This window comes from Acinetobacter sp. YH12097, assembly GCF_013419225.1.
Classification (GTDB): Bacteria; Pseudomonadota; Gammaproteobacteria; order Pseudomonadales; family Moraxellaceae; genus Acinetobacter; species Acinetobacter amyesii.
In genome coordinates, this window is sequence record NZ_VPAN01000012.1 from 1 (window position 1) to 26,170 (window position 26,170).

Here is a 26,170-nt window from a genome sequence, read left to right on the forward strand (position 1 = left end):
AGCAAGTAACTTGGACCAGTGTTGATCATTTAGCATTGTTCGAGGCATAGCGAGTGTAAAATTGGGTTTGGCGATTTAATTTTACTATCTCGCTATTTTTTTAATCAACAAATGTCAACAGACCCTAAAATCGACCATGCATATTTGCATCAAGCCATTGTGAAAATAGGCAATCACATGGCGTTTTCCTGTGGTTGATTTGTTTCTAAATGCGTCTATTTCAAGTATCTGCTTCAAATCGCGTTATAACTATTGTTAGACAATAACAGAGAAGAGGCGAGAACGATGACAACTGAAAATAAAATTGATCAATTGAAAGATAAAGCGTCAGAGTTGGGTGATGATCTAAAGCTCAAAGCCAAAGAGGCTCAACTTGAAGGTGAAAAAGCACTCGATGGTACAAAGCATAAAGTTGAAGAACTCAAGCTTGAGGGTGAAAAAACCTTAAATGACGCCAAACATGAACATGCAGAACAGCATGCTGAAACCAAAGACCGTCTAGAGCAGTTAAAAGCAGAAGCGAGTCATAAATTTGATGAAGCCAAAGTCAAAGCCTCCGAACTTAAACATGAGGCTGTCGAAAAATTTGATGAACTAAAAGTGCAGGCGACAGAGAAATTTGACGAGTTAAAAAAGAAAGCCACTGACACACTGCATAAGTTTAAAAAAGATGACCAAGCTTAATTGGGGCTGATTAAAAAGCCGTTCTATAAAGAGCGGCTTTTTTAGGTTTCATTGCTTTAATCCATCTAAATTTTCAGTCTTAATATTTTTGACTTGATCATCGACTACGGTAATCACGTAGCGCATATTGGCAATTTCGTAGGTGTAATCTACCGCCAATTTTGCAGGCAGATTTTTCTCTTGCAGCGGATAGGACACCATTTTCATCGGAGAGGCTTGCATACGCGAGCGCATGAGATCGAGGCTATCACCAATCGCTACAGTTTGTCGGTCAGGTGTTTGAATGGCTTCAGTCATAACTTCTGCATGGGCTGCTGAAGTCAGGAGCATCAAGGCACATAAAGCCGTTTTATACATATTCTTCTTATACACAGTCTTCTGATACATCGTCATCCCCATTTTAAAAACTAAAAAGCACAAAATGTGCCTTTAGATTGCACATCCATCACTATAATTATTCTGTTGAAACGATTGAAATATAAACTGAAATTACGCTGTAAAAGTATGGTTGATATGTAATCAATTTAAAATTTAATGGCTTTGGTTTAGCCGCATAGATCAACTATAAGGGCATTTTAAGTGGCACACGCTTGAAAACTTGCTTGAAAGCTGACTAAATTACTCACTGATGTTACGCAGTAACATCAGACGCACCGTTTGCTTCAAATAAAAGAATGATACGCGGTAAGGTCATCCGCAAGTGTTTGAGACAGGACTCCTTCTAATCAAAAATGGTTTTGCGATACTTTGAATAATTTGACGCTAGTGAACGAGTTTTGCGGATGACAATGGTTTTGGGTACTTTTGCCAAAACAAAAGTACCTCCAGCCGAAGGCTAATCTCTTTATTCAAACCCTAGATATAAGACTCCGTTGAATAGACTTAAAAATCATTTTTAAAATGCGAAATTACTTTTAGGTGCGTAACATCAGTTACTCAACTTTATAAGCTTATAGGGATAAGTCATTCATCTCCCTCTTACTCTGTGGCAGATGAACAGGTAAACTATCGCTATTATCTTTTGATGTTCCTGTTTGGAGACAACATAATGTCGTGGCTTTCTTCTCTAAAATCTGTGTTTTCACCCTCCCAAGAGGTGAAAGAAGAGGAAATCCAACAGGTTTTACAAAACTACGTACTTCCCAATTCAAATAATGCTTTAAAAGACCGTATTACACAGGTAAATGTGCAAGGTCAGATCTTACAGATCACGATTAATACCTTTCCTTCAGAAGCCGATGACTTGCAAAAAATCCATGACGATTTGGCTGATGCGTTGGAAAAATGCGGCATTAACGAGCTGAATATGCATGTGATTCAACAAAAAACAGGGCATAAATCTGAAGGTGGTTGTGGTCATCATCATGCAGAAGGCGAAAGCTGTTCTAGCCAAGAAAAAGCAGAGAGTTCAGCAGCAAAAAGCCAGTTACCTCCAGTTGTGGATGCGTCTGCGAAAACACCTGAAGCACCTGCTGAAGTTGATCCGAATAATCCGCCGATTCAAAAAGCGGCTCCACAACAACGTGATGTACCGAAACATCCACGCATTAAAAATGTCATTTTGGTGTCATCTGGTAAAGGCGGTGTGGGTAAATCGACCACCACTGTGAACTTGGCGCTCGCATTACAACAGCTAGGTTTAAAAGTTGGGGTATTAGATGCAGACATCTATGGTCCAAGTATTCCAACGATGCTCGGCAATGCAGGCCGTACGCCGATGATTGAAGCTGAGCAATTTGTTCCTATCGAAGCCTATGGTATGGCTGTGCTTTCAATTGGTCACTTAACTGGGGATAACAATACACCAGTGGCTTGGCGTGGGCCGAAAGCGACAGGGGCGTTAATGCAGCTCTTTAATCAAACATTATGGCCTGATCTGGATGTATTGGTCATTGATATGCCACCAGGCACAGGTGATATTCAGTTGACGCTTGCACAGCGTATACCGGTGACAGGTGCTGTGATTGTGACGACACCACAGAACGTTGCATTAATGGATGCGACCAAAGGCATTGAATTGTTTAACCGTGTACACATTCCCGTGATGGGCGTGGTTGAAAATATGTCGACCCATATCTGTTCGAACTGTGGGCATGAAGAGCAAATCTTTGGCACAGGTGGTGGTGACCAACTTTCAGCCCAATATGACATTCCGCTCTTAGGTCGTTTACCGCTGAATGTACAAATTCGTGAAAATGCCGATGCAGGGAAACCGTCTGTGATTGCTGGTGATGATGCTGCTGAAAGCTATATGGCGATTGCGCAAAAAATTGCAGATGCATTACCTCAGGCTGAAAAAGATAAAAACCGTATTTTCTAAGGCTTAACTGAAATTTAAGTTGATCGTATTAAAATCTGGCTTCGTGCCAGATTTTTTTTCTTAAAAGACCCATTTTGATTTTTTTATAGGCAGTTGGTTATTTTGTTTACACAATGCTACATTGTGTACATATGTAACACTATATTTTAGCGCTTAATCACACTCATTAAATTATCTTGATAAATAATGAGTTAACCAAATGAAAATTTTAGTCAAAACTCTTGTTCTTGCTGTGAGTACAACCGTGTTCGCCGCTTCTGCAATGGCAAATACAACTGCTCCAACTGCGAAACAGGTTGCGGGTCAAATTGCGCAACAAAAAATCGCAGCAAATTCAGATGTACAAAAAGCGGTAAAAGCAAAGTCTGAAGCTGAAGCGAAAGCGGCAAAAAAAGTCAGCGATCAAAAATCAAAATTGACTGCAAAAGAACTCAAAGCGAAAAAAGCAGCTGAAGCTAAAGCAGAGAAAGCTGCAAAAGCCAAAGCCAAGGCAGATCAAAAAGCTGTTGATAAGAAAGCAAAAATTGCAAAAGAAAAAACCAAAGCAACGCAAAAAGCACAAACTGCAAAAGACTTGAAAAAAGCGATTGTGGGTTAATCACTGACTATTGATTTTTCAGTGCGCCTGACTCCGGTCAGGCTTTTTTTTTGCCAAATCTCCTCTGTTACAAGGGGCTTAGCATTGAAAAAATATAGAGGAACAAATAATTTTAAATATTATTTGAAGTCATTAAAACCCACCCATCAAATGAGGGTACGCCTTAGTCTAAGAAATTAAAAAGCCCGGTAATTACCGGGCTTTTTAATTGGTTTTTTAGGAGGAAAGAGACGGGTTTGCTTTACGTTTAGCAGTGATAATATTCACCGTAATTGCGATGATGACCATGATAATGCCTACAATATCTGTAATGGTTTCTGGAATAATCATACACAGCGCACCCACACCTAAAAAAATACGCCAGAACCAGTTGAGATAAGTCTTGAAATAACCTTCAACTGCGGAGCCTAAAGCGAGAATTCCTATCACTGAAGTGACAGTAATACTCACTATAGTTGTCCATGCAGGAAAGGCAAATTCTCGAGCATTGACTGCAACATTGGTGGTATCAATCATCAGCATGGCAGGGTTATAAACGAATAAAAATGGAACAATAAAACCAGCAAGAGATAGTTTTAAGGCCTGAAACCCAGTGCGCATTGGATCACCGCCTGCAATTCCTGCGCCCGCAAAGGCGGCAAGGGCAACTGGTGGGGTGATGTTTGCAAATAAACCAAAATAGAACACAAACATATGCGCGACTAATACAGGGATATCAAAGTTTGCGAGTGCTGGTGCTGCCATGGTGGCAGTAATGATATAGGCCGGAATAGATGGAAGCCCCATGCCTAAAATCATCGATGCAATCATGGTTAAAAATAAAGTGAGAAAGAGACTACCTGCACCTAAACTCATAATTGAAGAAGTCATTACTGAACCAAAACTTGTCAGACTTACTACGCCGATAATAATACCAACGACAGCACAAGCAGCCATCACAGATAATGATTGTTTGGCTCCATCAACGAGCGCATCTAAAATATCTTTTACACCCATTCGTGTTGATTTTCTTAAAGCTGCTACAAAGATGGTCAGGACGATGGTGTAGACAGCAGCATAGCTCACAGGAATATTTTGAAATAAGAAAAAGACCAGTGCCAAAATTGGAATAAGTAAATGTCCACGCTCTTTTAGAACTTCTTTTACTTTAGGTAAATCAGCTTTAGGTACGCCTTTCAGATCATCTTTACCCGCACGGAAATGAACTTGAGCCATGACGCCAAGGTAATACAATAAGGCAGGTAATAATGCGGCTAGTGCAATCGTGCCATAACTCACGCCAGTTGTTTCGGCCATAATGAAGGCACTCGCACCCATGACTGGCGGCAAAATTTGTCCACCGACGGATGCACTGGCTTCAACGGCACCAGCAAAATTCTTGTGATAACCAATTTTTTTCATCAATGGAATGGTAAATGAGCCTGTGCCAACAACATTGGCAACAGCAGTTCCATTAATACTGCCCATAAATCCACTTGAAATTACAGCAACTTTGGCAGGACCACCTTGTTTATGACCCGCCAATGCCATGGCAAGATCATTGAACAATTTCCCCATACCTGATTTTGCAAGAAAAGCACCAAAAAGGATAAATAAGAAAATAAAAGTGACGGATGCACCAATTGCCGAAGAATATAAGCCTTCGGTTTTTAAATACATATGTCCGAAAATGTCGCTGATGGTATAAGGGCGAGTAATTAATCGATCTGGCAACCAATCAAAGTGACTGATAAATGTATAGGTCAGGAAAATTAAACTTAAAATGGGCAGCATCCACCCCATGACCCGGCGAGTTGCTTCTATGACTAATACCACACTCATAATTGCAAACGCGATATCTAAGGTATTTGGAATACCACCTCGAGTGGTCATAATAGATTGATATTCTTTCCATAAATATAAAAAACTGAAGATGGAAAGCAAAGCCAAGAACCAATCGAGAAGTGAAATATGCTGTCGGGAGCTTGTTTGACGAGCTGGATAGAGTAAAAAAATGAGTGCTAGGCCAATAGCGACATGGGCTGCACGCTGTATTAACTCAGGTAAAGGATTAAACGTAATAAATAAATGAAATAATGAATAAAAGATCGCTACAAATGCAACAAAGTAGGTAACAGATTTGCTCATATTGATTCGAGTAACAGATTCCCGATCAAATTTTTCTAATATGGCTTGTTGTTGTTTCTCATCGAGTTGTTCTAATACAACTTTATCTTCTTTGGAATTCATAGGCATTCTCCAATCCACCAAGACTTCCATTTGGGTTGATATTGAACCGAGATGTTGACCAAACTATAGTCTGGGTAACTTTGAAAAATAGACCAAATTTTTTGGTCAGCGAGGATCGTGCCTTGCATATTTCTAGAAATCACCCAGTTGATTTCATCTATATTTTGATTGACCCGCATTCTAATCACACCATTTTTTTGAAACTCAATGGGATAATTTGAGGGTGTACCTGCACCAAATGAAATCAAATCGGTGTGGCGCAGTAAAAACTTATTCTTTTGACGCTGATATTGTTCAGACCAAGCCGTCTTTTCTACTGAATGCTTCCACTGTAAATCAAATTGATCAGTTGAAATTTTGCATATATCAGTTTCAACTCTAACCTGCGTATACAGTGTTGGATAGCTAGCATAGATTAAGAAGAACAATATAAAAAATGCAGTATAAACTGCATTTTTTTGAAGCTTATTATTTTTTAGCCACTTCATCATAGTAGCGTTTCGCGCCTGGATGTAGAGGCGCTACAAGGCCTTGTTGAGCACCTTCAAGCGTGATTTCTGTTGCTGCTTGGTGTGAAGTTGCCAATTGAGGCAAACTGTCAAAGAAAGTTTTTGTTAGTTTGTAGACATCATCATCCGATATATCTGTGCGAACAACTAATGCATTTTTAATTGCGGCAGTTTGAATGTCCGCAGTATTGCCATATGTGCCTTTTGGAATAATCATCGGTAAGAAATAACTTTGATCTTTAGCTATTTCTTTGACTTTATCTGCATTGATTGAAACCAACTGTAGATCAAAGCTTTGTTGAAGTTCCATGAGTGATGAATTTGGAATGCCACTAGTCAGGAATGCTGCATCAAGCTTGCCACCTTTTAAAGCATCAGCGGCTTCAGCATAGCCTAAATAATCAACTTTAATATCTTTATAGGTGATTCCAAAACCATTCAACAGTGTACGTGCATTTACTTCTACACCTGAATTTTGTGCACCTACAGCGATACGTTTACCTTTCAAATCTTCGATATTTTTGATCCCTGATTTTTTAGAGGTTACGATTTGTACGTAGTTGGGATAAAGCGCTGCGACTTGGCTGACATTCTCAACTTTACCATTTGCGAAACTTCCTGTTCCGTTCAGTGCTTCTGTTAAGCTGTCACTCATAACAAATGCCATTTCAACTTTATTCTGTTTCAGAAGGTTTAAGTTTTCGACGGATGCACCTGTAGTTTGAGTCTTAGAATTTACACCAAAGGTTTTGTTATAAATTTCTGCAAGACTTGTCCCAATCACATTGTAAGGTCCTGATGCCCCACCAGTTGCAATGGTTACGAACTTGGTTTGAAGTTTGTCAGATGTAGCAGTTTCTGCGCTTTTTCCTTCCGTGGTATTTTTTGAAGTAGATTGATCATTTGAGCAAGCAGTAATACACGCCAAAGTAACCGAGAGTAACGTGAGTTTTGTCCATTGGTTCATAGAAACGTCCTTTTACACATAAATTTTGAATATTGATTTGATGAGTTTTAATTTTAATTTCCACTACTCAATTGAACATAACTTAATCAATTATTTTTGAAAAGTATTTTTTTTTGATTTTTTAGTCTCCAATAAATAATGGTTATGCGTAAGAATGGCATGGAGCTATATCGTTTATTTTAATAATATTTTGTTACGTGTAAAAACTGTAGGGTATACATGGAATCATGTGAAATTTCTTTTATAAATATAAGTTCAAGATATTTCTTTGAATTGTAAGGTGCTCTGAATGACTGTTCAGCTAAGGTTTTGTTTTTCTATTTAAGTTACTGAATTTATAATTAAATAAGGAGTTTTTTATAAGCATTTCTATTTTTTATTTTGCTAATACGAAACAACTGAATTAATCTTCGCGGATTAAGTTTGAGGTCAAAGTATGATTTCATGGTTTTTTATTGGTCTAGTTATCAGTATTTTGTTAACGCCGGGACCAACCAATACGCTACTCGCATCTTCGGGTATTCAAGTTGGGCTACGTAAATCATTCCGACTCATTCCAGCGGAAGCCTTTGGTTATCTTATTTCGATTAGCCTATGGGGTTTTCTCATTGGTAAAATTTCCGTACATCTGCCTTTACTGCCGACCATTTTAAAACTGTATAGTGCTGGCTATATTCTATTTTTGGCTATGCGATTATGGCGTACAGCAACTGTTGCTGAAAATTTTAATCAAAAGGGCATTCGTGCACGCGAACTCTTTGTTGCGACGTTATTAAACCCCAAAGCATTATTATTCGCATCTGCGATTTTTCCTGCATTGGCTTGGCAAAATGCGCAGTATTATGTAGCTCACATGCTGATCTTTTTGTTGTTGATTGTTCCTATTGCATTTTTTTGGACCTTCCTTGGTTCAGTTTTGGCATCGAATAAAATTAGTTGGCTCAATCAAGCCAATTTACAACGAACAGCATCGCTAGTCTTGGTTAGTTTTTCGATACCACTGAGTTATTCTGCGATTTTAAAACTTTAAATTGATTTGAAAATGACTAAATCCGCTTAGTTCGGCAAAGCTTATTTTCATTAAGTTGGATTTCAGTTAAAGTACCACGCAATAATTGATTTAAGTTTTTGGATAGAGATAAATGGCTATTAAGTCTGATCGTTGGATTCGCGAAATGAGCGAAAAACACGGCATGATTGAACCGTATGCAGAAAACCAAGTCCGTTATGATGAAAATGGCGAAAAGCTTATTTCGTATGGCGTGTCGAGCTATGGTTATGACGTGCGCTGTGCTCGTGAATTTAAAGTCTTTACCAATGTTCATTCAGCAATTGTTGACCCTAAAAACTTTGACGATAAAAGCTTTATTGATATCGAATCAGACGTTTGTATCATTCCGCCAAACTCGTTTGCACTAGCACGTACAGTCGAATATTTCCGTATTCCACGTAATGTGTTAACCGTTTGTTTGGGTAAATCAACCTATGCTCGCTGCGGTATTATTGTCAATGTGACGCCTCTTGAACCAGAGTGGGAAGGTCACGTGACTTTAGAATTTTCGAATACAACCAACTTGCCTGCACGTATTTACGCGGGTGAAGGTGTCGCACAAATGTTGTTCTTTGAATCAGACGAAGTGTGTGAAACCTCTTATAAAGACCGTGGTGGTAAATACCAAGGTCAAACCGGTGTGACTTTACCGAAAGCTTAATCCTTCGGATTTAGTTTAAAAAAAGCGGGCGAATTAGCCCGCTTTTTTGTTGGGTCATTCATCGGAAAATAGACCATTCGGTGGGGAAGTTTTTGCAATTGAGTAATTATTCAGCATAATAAAAAGTTAAGTGACTGGTCTATCACAAGTCTCCATTTAAGGAATAAATGGGCAATAACATCAAAGCCAGTTCTCAGGAATAAATATAAGAGAGATGCAGAGCATCTGATAAAAGGAAGGTAGAGATGACTCAATTCACCCAGGCTAAGTTATTCCGCCAGAGTTGCTTAGCAGCCGCAGTCAGCATGTTTGCTGCACCATCTGTTTATGCGCTTCAAGATTTATCAGATGAAGCACTTTCAGCCACAACAGGTGAAGGTGTTGCACTCACTTTAGAAAATTTCAAAATGGTCTTTCAAGGGCCAAATGACCGTTCTACGGCTTCTAGTTATGCGTCTGGTATGGTTGATCCAGGGAAAAGCGATACAGGTTTTATTCGGATTATTCCTACAGGTGAAAACTATGAACAATTAGGCCAGCGTGCTTACGATAAAATCTATAAAGCTGCATATGTTGATGCCTATCAGCAAGGCCGAGTTACGGGCTATAACGGTGTTTATGACTCCACTTTCTTAAGTTCTAAAAGCACCTATGAGACCAATAATGCTACACGTATTACCAATGAAACCATAGCAACATATTCAACAGAATATCGTGGCCGATTAGTACAGTCTTATCTTGAATCACCAACGATGAAGGCATATTACGATCAGCGTTATGCAGATTATTATGATGGTTCATCGTCTGGTTTGAAATTAGAAGATGATGGTACAACGAAAGAATCAATTACACCGTGGTTAAAAGAAAAGTCTCAAGCTGCTGCTTTAAAAAATACCTATGAAATGATTGAGTTACTATACGGTAACAATAGTACGGGTAATTTACCTACTGGGTCTACGTTTTATAAAAATTATGTCTCAGGAAAAATTACACGTTCAAATCTTATTGATCCAACAAAAGATGCTCAGTTAAATGCCAAAGCTGCAGAAACCCTCAATCAGTTGGCAACGGACTATGCCAAGCTTGAAGCTCAAAAGGCGAGTGATTCAGCATTAGCAACGGTGAAAAAAAATGCTGAAATTACAGCAAAACAAATTGCCTCGACTGCGACCGTATCGAGCCTCAGATCGAAAGCAGATGTATTTATATATGGCTTAGCCCTGTCCAATAGCAAAGATAAAAATGGAAAAAGTTCATTAGCAACGCGCTATACAGACCAAGGATTTAATTGGGGTACAGCAGAAAACCCATGGCTTTTCCATGCGGGTAATCAAGATGTTGAACAATTTGCGAAAGATAATAAGGGGAATGTTGGTTACTTAGCGATTGAGGCACCATTAAAGAAAATTGCGGCAGATGATGCATCTAACAACATCAAGCTTGGTTTGTGGATGGATGTATTTTCACGGTCGTTGAATTCAAGCAATGTTGTTGATCCGATTACCGGTGCGCCGACTAGCGGCTTAGATAAAGACTATCGTTTACGTACTCAAATTGTTGCGAATGGCCTGAGTTTTAATGGATCACAAGTTCGAATTTTTCAAACCCTAAAATCTACAAATACAAATTACAACCAAACCTTAGGTTTAGCCAGTTTAATTCGTATTAATACCAATGATCGTGCTGAGTCACTGAGTATCAATGATGGAGATTTGGATGCTCGCGGCATGCGTATCAGTACAGCTGCACGCCCTGAATTGGATGATGGAACAGCAGCGACACCAGCGATGGATCGATCTGCAGCTCCAATCTTTCATGAAACTGAAGGTCTATATTTATATAGCCCAAATATCAATTTAGTTTTAGGAAATATGTATCAGCCCTTTATTGTGGGTTCAGAAGGTCGAAATATTATTTTGGAAGTGACACGTATTCCAAATGTACCTTCTATTTACAGTAAAATTTATACTTACTATACGGATATCGCTGGTAATACCACAGGTACATCGGGTTTAACTGCTGCAGACTTTAAAGGTTCAACCTGTAATGTCTATAGTTGTGGCACGGAGTTAAAAGCAAACTCTTCAGATGCGACAGCACTATATCAAGGACGTAATGCAACACACAGTAGCATTGCGATCGGTACAGTAGAGCGCTTGCCTGGTAATCTGTTGAATGCAAAAAGTACGGATACTGCGACAGGTGTGGTGTTTAAAGGTGTCAATGGACAAAGCACGAATTTAGGATCTGTTGCCATAGATGGCGTATTGATTCAGCACTTAAAAATAAGAACAACAGGGCTGTAGGAGAAATCACATGTATAAAATTTTATGCGCTGTTGTTTGTGCTGCACTGACACAAACTCATGCAGGTTTAGTGTCTATGGATAATAGGGAACTTACCGCTGCAACCGGTCAAGGCGGTGCAGATCTCAGTTGGACGCTTTCATTAAACCATCAATACGCCAATGATATGTCGAAAAACAACATTTCTATCATGGATGCGAATGGTAAAACTACTCAGGCTTTTTATGGATATCAATGTTCATCCAATGAGTTTTGTCGCTTAGCTCTTGCACCCAATAATCATGTGGATGCAAATGGTAATAAGAAATGGTTGGTGTTTAAACAGTTTCAAGGAACGTTACAGATCGATCAATTTTCACTAGATGGTGTGACGATTATCAATCGTGAAGGTAATCCACAAACGGCTATGCAGTTGACATTTTATGATGATAAGCCATTAAAAATTAGGAATTTAGGCTTTGCTACGTTGGCGGTGGAAACAGGTACGACAGGTAAGGAAGGTTATGAGAATACCAGTACTTATACGACCTATACCGAAAAGAAAGCTGATGGAACAACTTCAACTTTAGCTGTGCCTGATTTTGATCGTGGTTCAGAACAAGGATTTATGGGTGTTAATGTGCACGGCAACATGCACATGAGTGGAAAGTTAAACATCTTCAGTTTTAACTGCACTGGAAATGGTGCAGGTCGCTGTTAATCAGCTGTGACTGAATATAAGGATATAGTGATGAAAAAAATAACAACTTTAACGGCACTCGCAACCAGTATTTTACTTGCTCAACACGCCTATGCTTTTGAAGCGATGACCGATGAAAGCTTGGGTGCAGTTACTGGCCAAGATGGTATTTCGATTACCTATGAAGTTTCTAGAGTCAAAGTTGATCAGTTAAATTGGGTTGACCCAACTGACCAAAATAAGATGAAAATGGGTTTGCACAATGTACAAATAGATGGTGTTGGGCAAAGCACCATTACATCAAAATTAGATTTTGATGTTGGGACTACGGATGCTGGTGTAGGCATGCGTATAGCTGCAAGTGTCAGTCCATTTACGGCTGTTGCACAAAATATTATGCTGCTGTGTCAAGGTGCAACGTGCCAAACGCATACGCAAAATTTAGGTTCACTTACGATTGCAACATCTTCACCTTTAAAAGTATTACTTGAAACCAGCAATGGTCTATTTAACCGTAATGATACGGCGTATATGGAATTTCAATTGCAAAATGCCAGTATTAGTCATGGTATGAATGGACATAGCGTAACCTTAAAGGACTTTAACTTTAACTTTGCTGGTTCAGGTTATATGTATGTTGCAGCTGATGAAGGCATTGTTCTCACCACAAAATCCACAGGGAGCAAAGATCATACGGTCAATTTGGGGCGGGTCAAGGACACATCAGATGTGCATAGCTCACGTAGCGATGCCACAAACCCCGGCGTTAATATCGATCTACGTTACGGTACCGATGGTGGTGCACAGCGCAATTTAATTCGTATGGGAGCATCGGGTGCTGTCACTAATGCACGAGTGGCCTTAAATGCCAATCAAGACGGAATTAAAGATTTTGGTCTAGCAACGAAAGCTTCAGGATATGAGTCTGTTGGTTCAGGTGGTTTACATTTAGGAGTGCGCGCGGATTTTACTTCAAAGGATGATCCGAGTCTTGTTGCAGGTCAAGCACCGACAACCTTAGAAATTGGCCATACGGGTATTGGTAGTTATGCCATTGAATTTTCTAATTTAACGTCTTTAGTTGCTGATAAAAATGCCTATATTGATTTTGGCGATATTTATATCAATACCATTCAAGCCAAAAGCCTTGATTTTCTGGTAAATGATAAATTAAAAGCGACATTAGGCTTAACCAATAATGTTTTAACCCAGAATCTGTCAAATCAAACGGCGGGTGGAAATTTTGCACTAGTGGCGATTCGTGGTATGGATTTTCAGTCCATCGCGCGTACCGCACGATTTATTTCTGATAACTCAATTGCTGCAATTGCAAGTAATGACAACAGTTGGGGGATTGGTATCCCGATTTATAATATGAATGCCAATGTTGCATTATCAGAGAAAAAATACAGTTATAAAAATGCGGCTGAAAAATCAGGTATTGGCTATAACCTTGTAATGAGCACAGATGGTTATGGTGTTGATAAAAAAACAGGAACACCAAGTACAACTTCCATTATTTTGATTGATGGTAAAAAAGGTATTAATGGTCAAGAAGTCAATTATTATGCAGGCTTACGAAACATCAATGCCCTTATTCAATCTGATGGTGTGATTGGTTATGAAAATGATGGCATCTATGTACGTGCAGATAATTTATTGATTGCAGCTAATGCCGAGTTAGCGATTGGTCAACTTCCGGGTTCAACCTATAACTGTGCGACTACAGCTTCTGCCAAATGTGGGACTACAGTACCTTTAGATAATTTCTCTAAACGTGATGATGTGTTGACGAATATTGCGTTTAAACTTGATGGTAAAGGTGAGCTATTTATAGTACCGGGCCTAAATGACAGTGCAGAAAATAATTATTTATCTTTTCGTGGAAGCTTTGAATTTAAAGCATTAACAGATGCTGAAAAGAAAGATCAAAAAGTTATGGGAAGCTATTTAAGTTTGATGAATGAAGATGTAAATGCCAGCGGTGTCGTTTCAGCTTCAAGTATCAATATTAATAAAATGCAGGGCGATCTAGGTTTTGATGCTCGAATTAAAATGAAACAAGATTCGGTAGAGTTTGATAATCAGGTGAAATTCAATCCAACCAATAATATGTCTAAAGTGTTTCGTGCAGAAGTATCGATGTTAACAAATGGCAATATGCAAAAGATGGCGGATATAGCCCTAACCGGTGGAACAATGCGAAGCACCATGGGGATTACTCCACGCTAATAATATTAAATCAATAACAAATAAATAAAATAACGAACAGGGAATTTGTTATGAAAAAGAAGTTAATCAGAGGTTTGATCTTCTCGACATTTGCGATGAGTAGCTTATCTCATGCAATGATGGCTTTAGATGATGAAAGCTTATCAAAAGTTGATGGTCAAGCATTACTCTCCATGGAATATACGCAGGGGTATAATTCTGTGGATGAGAGTGGACAAGCCGTAGACCAATCCAATGTCGGCTTTTATAAGCTTGGTTTAGAAGCTGAAATGGAGCTCAATGCCAATATTAAAAAGCTGCAATTGGGTTGTGGTGGTGCAAATGGCTCAGGTGCTTGTGATATTGATATCGATCATATTTCATTGAGTGGATTGCCTGTAAATAGCAATTATACGTCTGATGAACGTGCGGCAACTTCTGCTTTGTTGACCAATCCTTTTATCGAAATTGCAATTAAAGATCCCAAATCAGCTGCAACTCGTGAAGTGATGGGCTTTCGTCTGAGCGCTGAAAAAATTTCTGGGTTAATGACATTAGGTACAGAAAATAGTAATACACCCAATGGTATCAACACCTTTAGTGGGTATATGAAAACCAAAGCGTCTGCGGGTGTTGCAACAACTGCCGAGCGTGTGATGGACTATGCTTCTACGCAGCAATACATTGAAGGGGCAGTTAAGGGGACATTATTTGGTGCTGAAGTTGATCTACCGCTTCACTACAAATCAGATAATTATTCTTTTAATTTAAAATCAACCACAGCACCTTTTACAATTCCAGCCACTGTCGTGAGCGGGAATAGAATTAAGGATAATATTGCGGTATTAAAAGGCACAGGTACAGTTGATCGTCTAGATTTTAGTGGTCCATTAGAAGCTCAGATCTCTCTACTTGGGTTAAATATTAATTTGAATAAAGACGTAACAGGCTATCTTACTGGACTACAAACCGATATTACGGTAAATCAAAGTTTAGGTTTGATCCATGCACTTTATCTAAATAACCCTGCTTCGTTATCCTTACAAGCTCAAAAAATACTCTGGCCTGGTGCTGCAGTTGCAGCAGAAAGAGGTTGGTGGTTGGCGATGGAAGATGAGGTCGATTTGGGGAGTATTACACCTTCAGATAAAGTGGCGATTACGGATGAAGTGTTGAAACAAACGATCGCTGGAATTAACCATGACTTAAGTACCAATGTTCGTAATTGTGGAGATTTAATCTTTGGTTGTGTTGCAGGTTCGGCTTTAGATGTTAAAGAAATTAAAAACCCGTCATTAATTGATTTCCCATTAAACAATTTAAAACTTTCTGGACAGGAGTTTCGTTCTAACTGCTTCGGCGGGCTGAAATTCTGTTAAGGCTTAAAGTATTTAATATAAAAAAATCCCGCACTTAGCGGGATTTTTTTATATTTAGCGCAAATTATTTTGCAATTTTCGCTAAAAGGTCTTCTTTACTGAGGTTGCTTGATTCTTCATCACGGCGACCTTTGTACTCAAATGTACCAGCATCCAAACCTTTCTCACCAATAACGATACGGTGTGGAATACCTGTTAACTCGATATCAGAGAATTTAACACCTGGACGTTCATTACGATCATCTAGAAGAACATCATAACCAGCAGCAGTTAATTCTGCATACAGTGCTTCAGCTGCTTCTAACGTGCGCGGTGATTTATGCGCATTCATTGGCACAATAGCAACTTCGAAAGGAGCAATTGCAGACGGCCAAATAATCCCTTTGTCATCGAAGTTTTGTTCAATTGCAGAAGCAACAACACGGGTTACACCAATACCATAGCAACCCATAGTCACAACGAGAGGTTTGCCGTCTTCACCTAAGACTTTACAGCCAAGTGCTTCAGAGTATTTTTGACCCAACTGGAAGATATGACCAACTTCGATACCACGTTTAATCAAGATTGTACCTTGACCGTCTGGAGAAGGGTCACCTTCAACAACATTACGAAGGTCATAAACTTCGGTGTATTGTGCATCACGTTCCCAGTTTACACCTACAGCATGTTTATCGACTTGGTTTGCACCAGCAACAAAGTCTGAAAGTACAGACGCTGCACGGTCAACAATAACTGTAATGCCTTTTTGGGTTAAGCCTTGAGGGCCACAGAAACCAGCCGTTAAACCTAAGTCAGCCAATTGTGCTTCAGTTGCAAAGGCCAATGGAGCAGCAATTAATGGGTGTTTTTCAGCTTTAATTTCATTCAGTTCATGGTCGCCACGTAGGAATAAGGCAACCACTGGCGCAGCTTTACCTTCTTCAGCAACACCTTGAACCAACAATGCTTTTACAGATTGAGCAGGTTTTGATTTAAGGAATTCAGAAACATCAGCTATGGTTTTTTGATTTGGTGTATCAATAATTTCAAGTGCTTTAGTCGGAGCAGCACGTTCACCAACTAGTACGGCTTCAGCCATTTCTACGTTAGCAGCATAATCTGACTCTGTAGAGAATGCGATGTCATCTTCACCGCTAGACGCAAGGACGTGGAATTCATGAGAACCCGAACCACCAATTGAACCTGTATCCGCTTGAACTGGACGGAAATTTAAACCTAAACGAGTGAAAATTTTGCAATAAGCTGCATACATCTTGTCATAGGTTTCTTGTAAAGAAGCTTGGTCAACATGGAAAGAATAGGCATCTTTCATGATGAATTCACGTGAACGCATCACACCGAAACGAGGGCGGATTTCGTCACGGAATTTGGTTTGTACTTGGTAGAAGTTTGCAGGCAATTGCTTATAGCTTTTCAATTCATTGCGAGCAAGATCTGTAATCACTTCTTCATGTGTAGGGCCAAGTACAAAGTCATTGTTATGACGGTCTTTAAAACGTAAAAGTTCTGGACCATATTGTACGAAACGACCTGATTCTTCCCATAAAGATGCGGGTTGAGTGACAGGCATCAGGACTTGAAGTGAACCAGCACGATCCATCTCTTCGCGGATAATCGCTTCAACTTTATTTAATACGCGAACGCCCATCGGCAGCCAAGTGTATAAACCTGAAGCCAATTTACGAATCATCCCGGCACGAAGCATAAGCTGATGTGAAATAACTTCAGCATCGTTTGGGGTTTCTCTTAACGTTGCAAATAAAAAGCGACTCGCGCGCATGGAAACTGTCCTAAAAAATTAAGCGTTAAAGTGGAGAGTATACAATAAAAAATGAGGTGAACATTTCCAAAGTCACCTCATTTTAGATTTTGTCATTATGACATGATTTTTTTGGCCTGACGTGCAAGGAAGTTTCGGAAATCATCCAAATAGGTAAAAATCACCGGTACAACCACAAGTGTTAGTAGGGTAGAGGTAATCACCCCGCCAATCACGGCATGTGCCATAGGCGCACTTTGTTCACCGCCTTCACCCAGACCAAGTGCAAGCGGAACCATACCCATCACCATTGCACTGGTGGTCATTAAAATGGGGCGTAAACGGGTTTTACCTGCTTCAATAATCGCTTCATAACGATTTACCCCATGATCCATGGCTTTTTTAATAAAGTCGATGAGTAGAATTGCGTTCTTTGTCACCAAGCCCATGAGCATAATAATCCCGATAATGGAAAAGAGGTTCATGGTTGAATTAAATAAGAATAGGGCTAAGAACACCCCAATCAATGATAAGGGCAATGACGCCATAATGGCTGCAGGGTGAATGAAGCTATTAAATTGTGAACCCAAAACAATATAAATAAACACAATAGAGAGCGTAATCGCTGTCATTGCATAACCCGCTGATTCAGCCATATCTTTATTGGCACCTTGCGTGACAAAACTATAACCCGGTGGCAAGTCGAAATTTTTCTCAATCTCATTGATTTCGGCTCCAATATCACCCGCGGGACGACCTGCCGTGTTGGCTTCAACCATCACTTCACGTGCCAGATCACGACGGTTAATTTGTGAAGCACCGAGTGTTTCTTCAAAGCTAGCCACACTTGCCAATGGAACCAAGATAGGTAAGCCTGTGGCATCGGTTTTTTGCGATGTGATGTACATGCTTTGAATGTCTGTTGGTAGTCGACGCTGATCTTCAGTGAGACGTAAATTTACATCATAGGTTTCGCCTTTATCATCCTTCCACGTTGTTACATTATCCCCCGCAAGAAGAGGGCGTAACACATTGGCGATCTGATTGACGGATAAACCTAAATCACTGGCTAAAACGCGATTGATATGTACACCTAGCGTCGGTTTAGGTTCTTTAAGCGAGCTTTCTAAGTCGACAATACCTTCGACTTTGGCAACTTCAACCAAGAATCGATCTGAAATGCGTTGTAACTCATCTAAGTCAGGGCCTTTAATCGAGATCATGACCGGCTTTTGACCGCCCGAAACTGTTTCATCAGCTGAGGCAATCGAGGTAATAGTAATTCCTGCCACATGTTTTAAACGTGTACGGAATTCATTGTTGAGATCCGTTAAGGTTTGACTACGCTCCGTACGTGGTGAAACGGTGACACGAATGCTGGCATGGTTTTTGCCGCGGTCAGTAGCACTATTAATGGCACCATAAGTGGCTTTGACTTCTGGATGCTGGCGAATGATACGATCTACTTGCTTAAGCTTCGCCTGTGAATATTCAAGGGTTGCATCAACTGGTGTTTCAAATTTGATCCGAATTTCACCTTTGTCTGGTACCGGTACAAATTCGGTTCCGATCAGTTTGGATAAACCCAATGCACCAAATAATGATGCAACGGCGATTAAAAGGGTGATGAGACGGAACTTTAAAGCAAGCTTGAGTAATTTTTCATAATGATGGCTTAGGTTGTCGAGTTTGCCCGAAATCCAGTTAAAGAAGCATTTGATTTTTCCCGGCTTTTTATTAGGATCGTGGCGCTCTGCCCAGTGAGCAGACAACATCGGGTCAAGGGTGAAACTCACAAACATTGAAATCAGTACAGCAGTACTGACGGTTACACCAAATTGATAGAAGAACCGCCCAATAATACCGCCCATAAATGCCACAGGTAAAAATACCGCGACAATGGTCAAGGTCGTGGCCAATACAGCTAAACCAATTTCTTTCGTGCCGTCGAGTGCGGCGGTGACGTGGTCCTTGCCCATATCGGCATGGCGGACAATATTTTCGCGTACCACAATGGCATCATCAATCAGGAGACCGATACTCAGCGAGAGAGCCAGTAGGGTCATCATGTTGATGGTAAAACCAAAAATCCAAACAAAGGTGAGGGTACCTAGTAGCGAAATCGGTAGGGTTAAACCTGTAATGGCTGTCGAACGAAATGAGCCGAGAAATAACAATACAATGAGTACCGCAAGTACTGCACCTTCAATAATCGTACGTGCCACGTCTTTAATGCTGCCACGAATACCTTTTGAAGAATCAACCACAATTTCTGCGGTCGTGCCTTGCGGCAATTGCTTTTGGATTTTACTTAAGGTTTTACGGGTATTATCAACAACCTCAATCACATTAGAGTCCGAACTTCTCAGAATGTCGACAGCGACGGCTGTTTTACCATTCAGATAAGCACTCGACTCCATTTCAGCTTGGCTATCTTCTATTTCGGCAATTTGTTTGAGATAAATCGGCGCGCCATTTTTATTGGCAACCACTAAATCACCGAATGAGTTTGGGTGAATAACCCGAGATTTAATTTCGACCACCAATTCTGAGTTCTTTTGTTTTAAAGTCCCCCCCGGAACTTCAATATTTTCAGATTTTAGGGTGTTTATAACTTGGTCTATCCCAATCCCGAAACTTTGTAATTTTTGCGGATTTACTTGAATACGAATTTGACGCTGTGCATCACCCAATAAATTGACCGTACCGACACCGGGAACCGTTCTGAGCTGTGGCACAATCCGTTGATTCAGATAGGAACTCAAATCACGTAAAGACATGTCCTTCGATTCAAAAACAATCGACATAATTGCACTGGCAGTAGGGTCATAACGTTCTACGATGGGGTCATCAATTTCATCACGAAATTGTGCGGTTACTGGTGCAATTTTATCTCGAATATCCTGTGCAGCTACAGAGGACGAGACATCTAGATTAAATTCGACAATAACCGTGGATAAACCTTCACTGGACTGTGAAATCACTTGCTTGAGGCCAGAAATGGTATTGATCTGATCTTCAAGTTTCTTAGTGATTTCAGATTCGACAGACTCAGGAGAAGCACCTGGATAGTTGGTGTAGACCACAACAAAAGGGAAGTCGACATCAGGAAATTCCTCAACGCCCATACGTTGCCAAGAAGCGAGTCCTAGCACCATCAGACAGAACATCATCATGATGGTGAAAACAGGATATTTCACACTAATTCGGGTTAACCACATAACAACTGTCCTGCCTTATTCTTTTAATTTTGGCTGATACTTACATCTTGTTTGATATCTGAATCATTAAATTTAATTCGGCTGATCAGATCACTATTTTGTAAGCCCTGAACAATCGCGGTGTTATTGCTATAATTCTGATTCAAAATTTGTACAGGCACTTTGGCAATTTTATTTTGACGAATGACCCAGACATAAGGTTGGTCTTTTAGACTTTGAATGGTATCGAGTGGAATTTTTTGGCCTGAAATATTATCGGTACCTAAAATGTGACCTTCGACAAAAGCACCAATACTTAATGATGTAATGGTTTCATTTGGGGCTGCAAAAAATTCAATTTGACGACTAGCCTGATCGGCAATTGGTGAAATCCGACTGATTTGTGCTGTGAGTAAATTGCTATTGCCTTGGATGTTATATTCAATTTTTTGTCCAATTTTCAGTGCAGCTTGCTGATCACTTGGTAATTTGGCTTGAATTTCTAATTGGTCTGGATTGACGATTTCAAAAAGGGTTTGTCCCGCAGCAACCGTTTGTCCCGGTTCAACATCACGTTTGGTAATCACGCCTTGGATAGGGCTATAAATGGTGCTGTCTTGATTGGCTTTACGTGCAATATCGACATTGGCTTGTTGGGCTCGAACATTTTCCAGTTGAGCTTGGTAATCGACACGACTTTGTTCAAACTCTACTTTGGAAATAAAGCCTTGATTTAGCAAACGCTGTTTGCGCTCCATCATCAGTTTGGCTTGATTGGCTTGAGCTTGTGTGGATGCGAGGTTCGCTTGTGATTGAGCAAGACGTGCTGCGTTGTCTTGATTATTTAAATGCACCAACACTTGGCCTTTGCTGACACGTTGTCCGACCTCTGCATTAACATTGGTTGCAGTCGCAGTGACTTGGGCTTGAATACTGCTCTGATTGACTGCCCGAATGGTGCCTGTAAAGGCTGTTTTTGAAATGGCGTTGCCTTGTTCGATCGTCACCAGATCTTGTTGAATCAATTCAATCTTATTTTCTGGTTTTACACTTTGCTGCGGATCTTCTTTTTGACATGCAGCCAAAGTCAGGCTTATGCAAAGCAGGCTAAGCTTTAAAAAAGGGGATGATTGCTGTGCAGATTGCATAATGGTCCTTATATCAGCGGTCTACAAAAGCAATTGAATAACAAGTTTATTCCATCGCTTTTAAACGCGTAATAATTCTGTCGTATTCAGCTTCTGTATTTCGATAGCGAGTTTGTAACGATTGAATGTATTCTTTTTTCGCCACCATATTTTTTTGATTATTATCCAACATTGTTTTTAATTTTGCCGGAACGGTTTCACCTTTTCGAAAATGTTCACGTTCTTGGCGAACAAATAATACACGATCATTTTGTAATTGTTTTAATTGTTCTTGTTCAAACACGATCTGTTTACGTATACCAGTCAGTGCATCACGCTTTTTAATGGCCGCAGTTCGGCTATTGGTATAGGCTTTTTTAAGTTTGATATCTGAAGCTTGCTGACGTGCTTGGGCAGCACGCTGAGGAGCTTGTCTAACGTCCGCTTCAGCATTGTAGGGGCGGTTACGTTTAATCACTTGCATATTTTGATCAAGTGCTTCATAACCATAGCGGATGTGATTTGGTGTCACATTGGTACTGATGTTTGCTATGCCTTTACTGTCATAGTAACGATACCAAGTCGCCTTTTGTGGTTGCTGCGTATTGGTTGGTGCAGCAAATAAAAGCGGGGTATAAGCCAGTAAACAAGTCGTCAGAATGACTTTTTTTGAGAAATGTTTAAGGCCAATCAAGTGAATTTTTTTTGTAAACGGACTCAACCTTGTACTCCCCAGTTTAAAGTTGACTAAATTACTTATTTTAAAGTAATAATCTTGCTATAATATGCTTAATTAAGACAATTAAATACTATTCCAAGTTAAAAAAAAATCGTTGGTCATCGGAAAGTGTGAAGCAGTTAATAAAAACAAGAAATCTTGTGTGTTTGCGCAGAAAATGTTCATTGAAAACGCAAGTAAAGATATGTTAAAAATGTTCACAACTTGTAAATAATAATGCTGCTAACTTAATTGTTTGTACATCCTCAATGGGTAGGGTCAATAAATGGACGATAAATTCCAAAATCTAAAAGTCATGGTAATTGATGATTCAAAAACCATTCGTCGTACGGCCGAAACGCTGCTTCAGCGTGAAGGATGTGAAGTCGTCACTGCTGTAGATGGTTTTGAAGCACTTTCAAAAATTGCAGATGCGAATCCAGATATCGTATTTGTCGATATTATGATGCCACGTCTTGATGGCTATCAAACTTGTGCCCTGATTAAAAACTCTCAAAATTATCAAAATATTCCTGTGATTATGCTTTCAAGTAAAGACGGTTTATTTGATCAGGCGAAGGGTCGTGTTGTGGGTTCGGATGAATACTTAACGAAGCCATTCAGTAAAGATGAATTGCTGAATGCAATCCGTAATCACGTTACAGCTTAATTAGATTTTTTATTTTTTTGGGGAAAAAGCATGGCACGTATCCTAATCGTTGATGATTCACCAACAGAAACTTTCCGTTTTAAAGAAATTTTAGGTAAACACGGATTTGAAGTGATTGAAGCTTCAAATGGGGCAGATGGGGTGACAATGGCTCAAGCTGAGTTACCAGACTTGGTCTTAATGGATGTGGTAATGCCGGGTGTGAATGGTTTCCAAGCAACACGTCAAATTGCACGTGGTGCGACCACCAAACATATTCCGATTGTCATTGTAAGTACCAAAGATCAGGCAACTGACCGTGTTTGGGGTAAACGCCAAGGTGCTTCTGATTATCTAACTAAACCTGTAGACGAAAAACAATTAATTGATGTGATTAAGCAACACCTCAATGCAGGATAAAGCTCTATGGCAGCAAATGGATTTATCGAATTACTTCGAATCGCAAAACGAGGAAACAAAAATTATGTTTCCACTGAAAATGAAGTAAACCGATGGTCAGGCATTGCTTTTGAGATGATGGGGCAATATTACGTTGCTCCTTTAGGTGAAGTAGCTGAAGTGATCTACCCACCAAAATATACGCCAGTTCCCAATACCCAACCTTGGGTGATGGGACTAGCCAATATTCGGGGACGCTTACTTTCTTTGTCTGACCTAGCACAATATATAACCGGTCATCGAAGTAGTTTTTCACCCACTCAAAAAGTTTTATGTATTAGTCATAATGACCATTATGTCGGTTTGGTAGTCGATCAAGTTTTGGGTATTCAACACTTTAATAAGAAAAGTTATTTTTCTAAACATAATGAGTTGGATCGAAATTTACAGGAATATTGTCAGGGGTATTTCCACCAGCATAACCAGCAGTGGAATGTATTTCTCTTCAGTCGTTTACTGCAAAATCCCAAATACATGAACGCATCTATAAAATTTATAAATTAATTGTCGCGCACGAACGAAAGAAGGCGTAATCGGGGAGAAGCTGAATGGGCTTTAAACTTAAAAAGAAAAATACGGGTGAAAGCACCAGTGGTCGTAAAGGCGGTAATGCTTTTCTGGCAAAACTGCAATCACAGACAGATCAATTATCTCGAGTTTTTGGTGATAGTGAAAAATCCAAACCATTTATTTATGGTGCGATTGGTTCATTAGTACTGGCAACGATCATTTTATTATACCTATTCTATAGCGTTCCTCGCGGTAACCAATTAACGCAAAGTTTGGGTGAACTCCGTCTTCTTTCGCAAACAATTTCGCGTCAAGCAACTGAGGCAACTGCTTCAGGTACTGAAGATGCAATGAAAAAATTAATTGCTTCTCAAGATTCGTTCAAAGAAAACTTAGAAACTGTAAAAGATATTCATGCAAATACCGATGCGCTGAAATCTGTAGATACGCAGTGGGCTGAAGTTTCAAAAAGTATTGACTTGATTACTTCGCAACAAAAAATCATTAACAAGTTATATGACACGAACATCGCGATTGGTGAAACCATTCCGGGGATTCAGGCTGAATATAACTTGATGGTCGACCAAATGGCACGTCAAGACATGCCTTCGAACCAGGTGGTTATTGCGAAAAACCAAGTATTCATTGCAGAACGTATTTTACGTTCGATCAGTTCGGTACTTTCAGGTTCTGATAGCTCACGTGAGTCTGCGGATGACTTCAGTGCCGATACTGAAACCTTCGGTTTGTACTTAAATGCTCAATTGGATGGTAGTACAGAGCTTGGTGTACAACGTATTGAAAGCCCTGAATTACGTGAGTCACTTGAAGGTATTAAAGCTGAATATGATGACGTATTGAAATCAGCGGCTGCGACGATTTTGAAAAACTCAACGCAAATTGTGAACGTACGTAAAGCATCTTCACAAATTTTTGCTGAGTCAGACAAATTGTTGGGTAATTTAAATCAATTGTCTTCTAGTACTGGTCTGAAAACCATTTTACCTGCGGTACTGTTGATTCTTGCTTTAACTGCCTTCTTGATCTGTGTGTTCAAACTTCTTTCTTTACGTGGTCAATCGGATAAATTCCGTGTAACTCGTCTTCAAGAAGAATATGACCGTAACCAGAACGCGATTTTACGTTTACTCGATGAAATTGCCGATCTTGCAGACGGTGACTTACGTTCGTATGCGACGGTATCTGAAGACTTTACTGGTGCGATTGCCGACTCGATTAACTTCGCAATCGACCAATTACGTGACCTTGTATCGCGTATTACAGAAACTTCTCAAGAAGTTGCGCAATATACGGCGAATACGCAGGGTATTACCAACCAGCTTGCAGAAGCATCTGAACATCAGGCGCAAGAGATTGCTGGTGCATCTGCCGCGATTAACGAAATGGCAATGTCGATTGACCAAGTATCTTTGAACGCTGAAGAATCAGCTGTTGTAGCAGAACGTTCTGTACAAATTGCTGCAAACGGTGCAGATGTCGTAAACCGTTCAATTGAAGGTATGGACACGATTCGTGAACAGATTCAGGAAACTTCAAAACGTATTAAACGTTTGGGTGAGTCTTCTCAAGAGATTGGTAACATTGTCGCACTGATTAACGATATTGCCGACCAAACGAACATCTTGGCATTAAACGCAGCAATTCAGGCGTCGATGGCGGGTGAAGCAGGTCGTGGTTTCGCCGTGGTAGCGGATGAGGTACAGCGTCTTGCGGAACGTTCAGCGTCTGCAACCAAACAGATTGAAGGCTTGGTAAAAACCATTCAAACGGATACCAACGAAGCCGTAATTTCAATGGAACAAACGACTTCGGAAGTTGTACGTGGTGCGAACTTGTCTAAAGATGCCGGCGTAGCACTGGATGAAATTCAGTCTGTATCGGGTAACTTGGCGAAACTGATTGCAAACATTTCGGATGCTGCAAAACTTCAGTCTGCTTCTGCAGGTCATATTGCGACAACGATGAACGTTGTACAAGAAATTACCTCGCAAACCACCAGTGCAACATTTGATACTGCACGTTCGGTATCTGAATTGGCGAACATGGCTGAATCATTACGTGAATCTGTATCTGACTTTAAACTCCCAGAGTAAGTCAGGCGCAAACCTGCAGTACCTTAGCTACGGCTAGGGT

The 26,170-nt window shown here is 40.0% G+C and carries 21 protein-coding genes; 13 read left to right on the forward strand and 8 right to left on the reverse strand.

Annotated features, from left to right (window positions below; all coding sequences use genetic code 11):
* The first annotated feature begins 285 nt into the window (after nt 1–285).
* Entirely contained in the window at nt 286–684 is a 399-nt protein-coding gene (locus FTU37_RS07170; RefSeq protein WP_180021294.1) for a hypothetical protein, read from the forward strand.
* 48 nt (nt 685–732) lie between these two features.
* Here the strand turns inward: FTU37_RS07170 and FTU37_RS07175 are convergent, their stop codons facing one another.
* Complete coding sequence (locus FTU37_RS07175; protein ID WP_180021292.1) at nt 733–1,071, reverse strand: hypothetical protein; 339 nt, start codon at nt 1,069–1,071, stop codon at nt 733–735.
* A 661-nt stretch (nt 1,072–1,732) separates the two neighbouring features.
* On the opposite strand from FTU37_RS07175, the gene apbC reads away from it, so the two are divergent.
* Together apbC and FTU37_RS07185 are read left to right on the forward strand one after the other, a co-directional pair.
* On the forward strand, nt 1,733–3,004 hold the full coding sequence (gene apbC, locus FTU37_RS07180; RefSeq protein WP_180034518.1) for an iron-sulfur cluster carrier protein ApbC: 1,272 nt from the start codon (nt 1,733–1,735) through the stop codon (nt 3,002–3,004).
* 199 nt (nt 3,005–3,203) lie between these two features.
* Nucleotides 3,204–3,602: a hypothetical protein gene (locus FTU37_RS07185; RefSeq protein ID WP_180124076.1), complete on the forward strand. Its 399-nt coding sequence runs from the start codon at nt 3,204–3,206 to the stop codon at nt 3,600–3,602.
* A 216-nt stretch (nt 3,603–3,818) separates the two neighbouring features.
* Here the strand turns inward: FTU37_RS07185 and FTU37_RS07190 are convergent, their stop codons facing one another.
* Genes FTU37_RS07190 through FTU37_RS07200 form a run of 3 tightly spaced genes read right to left on the reverse strand, consistent with a single transcriptional unit; the run spans nt 3,819 to nt 7,307 of the window.
* On the reverse strand, nt 3,819–5,831 hold the full coding sequence (locus FTU37_RS07190; protein ID WP_180063268.1) for a TRAP transporter permease: 2,013 nt from the start codon (nt 5,829–5,831) through the stop codon (nt 3,819–3,821).
* Nucleotides 5,828–6,322 (reverse strand): DUF1850 domain-containing protein, encoded by a 495-nt coding sequence (locus FTU37_RS07195; RefSeq protein ID WP_227591861.1) that lies wholly within the window; start codon nt 6,320–6,322, stop codon nt 5,828–5,830. The genes FTU37_RS07190 and FTU37_RS07195 overlap by 4 nt, the downstream gene beginning before the upstream one ends.
* Nucleotides 6,300–7,307, reverse strand: a complete 1,008-nt coding sequence (locus tag FTU37_RS07200) for a TAXI family TRAP transporter solute-binding subunit (RefSeq protein WP_168379308.1) — start codon at nt 7,305–7,307, stop codon at nt 6,300–6,302. The genes FTU37_RS07195 and FTU37_RS07200 overlap by 23 nt, the downstream gene beginning before the upstream one ends.
* Before the next feature lie 436 nt (nt 7,308–7,743).
* Here FTU37_RS07200 and FTU37_RS07205 point away from each other — a divergent pair, with 436 nt between their 5' ends.
* The 6 genes from FTU37_RS07205 to FTU37_RS07230 all read left to right on the forward strand — a co-directional run bounded on the left by FTU37_RS07205 (nt 7,744) and on the right by FTU37_RS07230 (nt 15,594).
* A complete protein-coding gene (locus FTU37_RS07205; protein ID WP_180124077.1) occupies nt 7,744–8,337 on the forward strand; it encodes a LysE family translocator in 594 nt (197 codons plus the stop codon).
* 112 nt (nt 8,338–8,449) lie between these two features.
* Nucleotides 8,450–9,019 carry a dCTP deaminase gene (dcd, locus tag FTU37_RS07210; protein WP_005008040.1) on the forward strand — a complete coding sequence of 190 codons (570 nt, stop codon included), beginning with the start codon at nt 8,450–8,452 and terminating at the stop codon, nt 9,017–9,019.
* Nucleotides 9,020–9,264: 245 nt separating this feature from the next.
* Nucleotides 9,265–11,325: a hypothetical protein gene (locus FTU37_RS07215; protein ID WP_180124078.1), complete on the forward strand. Its 2,061-nt coding sequence runs from the start codon at nt 9,265–9,267 to the stop codon at nt 11,323–11,325.
* 10 nt (nt 11,326–11,335) lie between these two features.
* On the forward strand, nt 11,336–12,025 hold the full coding sequence (locus FTU37_RS07220; protein WP_168379306.1) for a hypothetical protein: 690 nt from the start codon (nt 11,336–11,338) through the stop codon (nt 12,023–12,025).
* A 30-nt stretch (nt 12,026–12,055) separates the two neighbouring features.
* Nucleotides 12,056–14,236: a DUF6160 family protein gene (locus FTU37_RS07225; RefSeq protein ID WP_180124079.1), complete on the forward strand. Its 2,181-nt coding sequence runs from the start codon at nt 12,056–12,058 to the stop codon at nt 14,234–14,236.
* Between the two features lie 50 nt (nt 14,237–14,286).
* Complete coding sequence (locus FTU37_RS07230; protein ID WP_180009837.1) at nt 14,287–15,594, forward strand: hypothetical protein; 1,308 nt, start codon at nt 14,287–14,289, stop codon at nt 15,592–15,594.
* Nucleotides 15,595–15,658: 64 nt separating this feature from the next.
* Here FTU37_RS07230 and FTU37_RS07235 read toward each other — a convergent pair whose 3' ends face one another.
* The 4 genes from FTU37_RS07235 to FTU37_RS07250 all read right to left on the reverse strand — a co-directional run bounded on the left by FTU37_RS07235 (nt 15,659) and on the right by FTU37_RS07250 (nt 22,341).
* On the reverse strand, nt 15,659–17,374 hold the full coding sequence (locus FTU37_RS07235) for a proline--tRNA ligase (protein WP_180124080.1): 1,716 nt from the start codon (nt 17,372–17,374) through the stop codon (nt 15,659–15,661).
* 95 nt (nt 17,375–17,469) lie between these two features.
* Nucleotides 17,470–20,574 (reverse strand): efflux RND transporter permease subunit, encoded by a 3,105-nt coding sequence (locus FTU37_RS07240; RefSeq protein ID WP_180124081.1) that lies wholly within the window; start codon nt 20,572–20,574, stop codon nt 17,470–17,472.
* A gap of 23 nt (nt 20,575–20,597) precedes the next feature.
* Nucleotides 20,598–21,701 carry an efflux RND transporter periplasmic adaptor subunit gene (locus tag FTU37_RS07245; RefSeq protein ID WP_180124082.1) on the reverse strand — a complete coding sequence of 368 codons (1,104 nt, stop codon included), beginning with the start codon at nt 21,699–21,701 and terminating at the stop codon, nt 20,598–20,600.
* A gap of 46 nt (nt 21,702–21,747) precedes the next feature.
* On the reverse strand, nt 21,748–22,341 hold the full coding sequence (locus FTU37_RS07250; protein ID WP_373683064.1) for a hypothetical protein: 594 nt from the start codon (nt 22,339–22,341) through the stop codon (nt 21,748–21,750).
* Nucleotides 22,342–22,684: 343 nt separating this feature from the next.
* Here FTU37_RS07250 and pilG point away from each other — a divergent pair, with 343 nt between their 5' ends.
* The 4 genes from pilG to FTU37_RS07270 are packed head-to-tail and all read left to right on the forward strand — an operon-like array spanning nt 22,685 to nt 26,130.
* Nucleotides 22,685–23,068 (forward strand): twitching motility response regulator PilG, encoded by a 384-nt coding sequence (gene pilG, locus FTU37_RS07255; protein WP_078191060.1) that lies wholly within the window; start codon nt 22,685–22,687, stop codon nt 23,066–23,068.
* A 30-nt stretch (nt 23,069–23,098) separates the two neighbouring features.
* Complete coding sequence (locus FTU37_RS07260) at nt 23,099–23,467, forward strand: response regulator (protein ID WP_078191059.1); 369 nt, start codon at nt 23,099–23,101, stop codon at nt 23,465–23,467.
* Between the two features lie 6 nt (nt 23,468–23,473).
* Nucleotides 23,474–24,010, forward strand: coding sequence for a chemotaxis protein CheW (locus FTU37_RS07265; RefSeq protein ID WP_078191058.1), 537 nt, complete (start codon nt 23,474–23,476; stop codon nt 24,008–24,010).
* 44 nt (nt 24,011–24,054) lie between these two features.
* Nucleotides 24,055–26,130, forward strand: coding sequence for a methyl-accepting chemotaxis protein (locus FTU37_RS07270; protein WP_180124083.1), 2,076 nt, complete (start codon nt 24,055–24,057; stop codon nt 26,128–26,130).
* The last annotated feature ends 40 nt before the right edge of the window (nt 26,131–26,170 follow it).

Coding starts and splice junctions, on each gene's coding strand:
- FTU37_RS07200 (WP_168379308.1), bottom strand. CDS start 7,307: ATGAACCAATGGACAAAACTCACGTTACTCTCGGTTACTTTGGCGTGT.
- FTU37_RS07265 (WP_078191058.1), top strand. CDS start 23,474: ATGGCAGCAAATGGATTTATCGAATTACTTCGAATCGCAAAACGAGGA.
- FTU37_RS07215 (WP_180124078.1), top strand. CDS start 9,265: ATGACTCAATTCACCCAGGCTAAGTTATTCCGCCAGAGTTGCTTAGCA.
- FTU37_RS07220 (WP_168379306.1), top strand. CDS start 11,336: ATGTATAAAATTTTATGCGCTGTTGTTTGTGCTGCACTGACACAAACT.
- FTU37_RS07175 (WP_180021292.1), bottom strand. CDS start 1,071: ATGTATCAGAAGACTGTGTATAAGAAGAATATGTATAAAACGGCTTTA.
- FTU37_RS07260 (WP_078191059.1), top strand. CDS start 23,099: ATGGCACGTATCCTAATCGTTGATGATTCACCAACAGAAACTTTCCGT.
- FTU37_RS07185 (WP_180124076.1), top strand. CDS start 3,204: ATGAAAATTTTAGTCAAAACTCTTGTTCTTGCTGTGAGTACAACCGTG.
- FTU37_RS07245 (WP_180124082.1), bottom strand. CDS start 21,701: ATGCAATCTGCACAGCAATCATCCCCTTTTTTAAAGCTTAGCCTGCTT.
- dcd (WP_005008040.1), top strand. CDS start 8,450: ATGGCTATTAAGTCTGATCGTTGGATTCGCGAAATGAGCGAAAAACAC.
- FTU37_RS07230 (WP_180009837.1), top strand. CDS start 14,287: ATGAAAAAGAAGTTAATCAGAGGTTTGATCTTCTCGACATTTGCGATG.
- FTU37_RS07190 (WP_180063268.1), bottom strand. CDS start 5,831: ATGAATTCCAAAGAAGATAAAGTTGTATTAGAACAACTCGATGAGAAA.
- pilG (WP_078191060.1), top strand. CDS start 22,685: ATGGACGATAAATTCCAAAATCTAAAAGTCATGGTAATTGATGATTCA.
- apbC (WP_180034518.1), top strand. CDS start 1,733: ATGTCGTGGCTTTCTTCTCTAAAATCTGTGTTTTCACCCTCCCAAGAG.
- FTU37_RS07205 (WP_180124077.1), top strand. CDS start 7,744: ATGATTTCATGGTTTTTTATTGGTCTAGTTATCAGTATTTTGTTAACG.
- FTU37_RS07170 (WP_180021294.1), top strand. CDS start 286: ATGACAACTGAAAATAAAATTGATCAATTGAAAGATAAAGCGTCAGAG.
- FTU37_RS07235 (WP_180124080.1), bottom strand. CDS start 17,374: ATGCGCGCGAGTCGCTTTTTATTTGCAACGTTAAGAGAAACCCCAAAC.
- FTU37_RS07195 (WP_227591861.1), bottom strand. CDS start 6,322: ATGATGAAGTGGCTAAAAAATAATAAGCTTCAAAAAAATGCAGTTTAT.
- FTU37_RS07240 (WP_180124081.1), bottom strand. CDS start 20,574: ATGTGGTTAACCCGAATTAGTGTGAAATATCCTGTTTTCACCATCATG.
- FTU37_RS07270 (WP_180124083.1), top strand. CDS start 24,055: ATGGGCTTTAAACTTAAAAAGAAAAATACGGGTGAAAGCACCAGTGGT.
- FTU37_RS07225 (WP_180124079.1), top strand. CDS start 12,056: ATGAAAAAAATAACAACTTTAACGGCACTCGCAACCAGTATTTTACTT.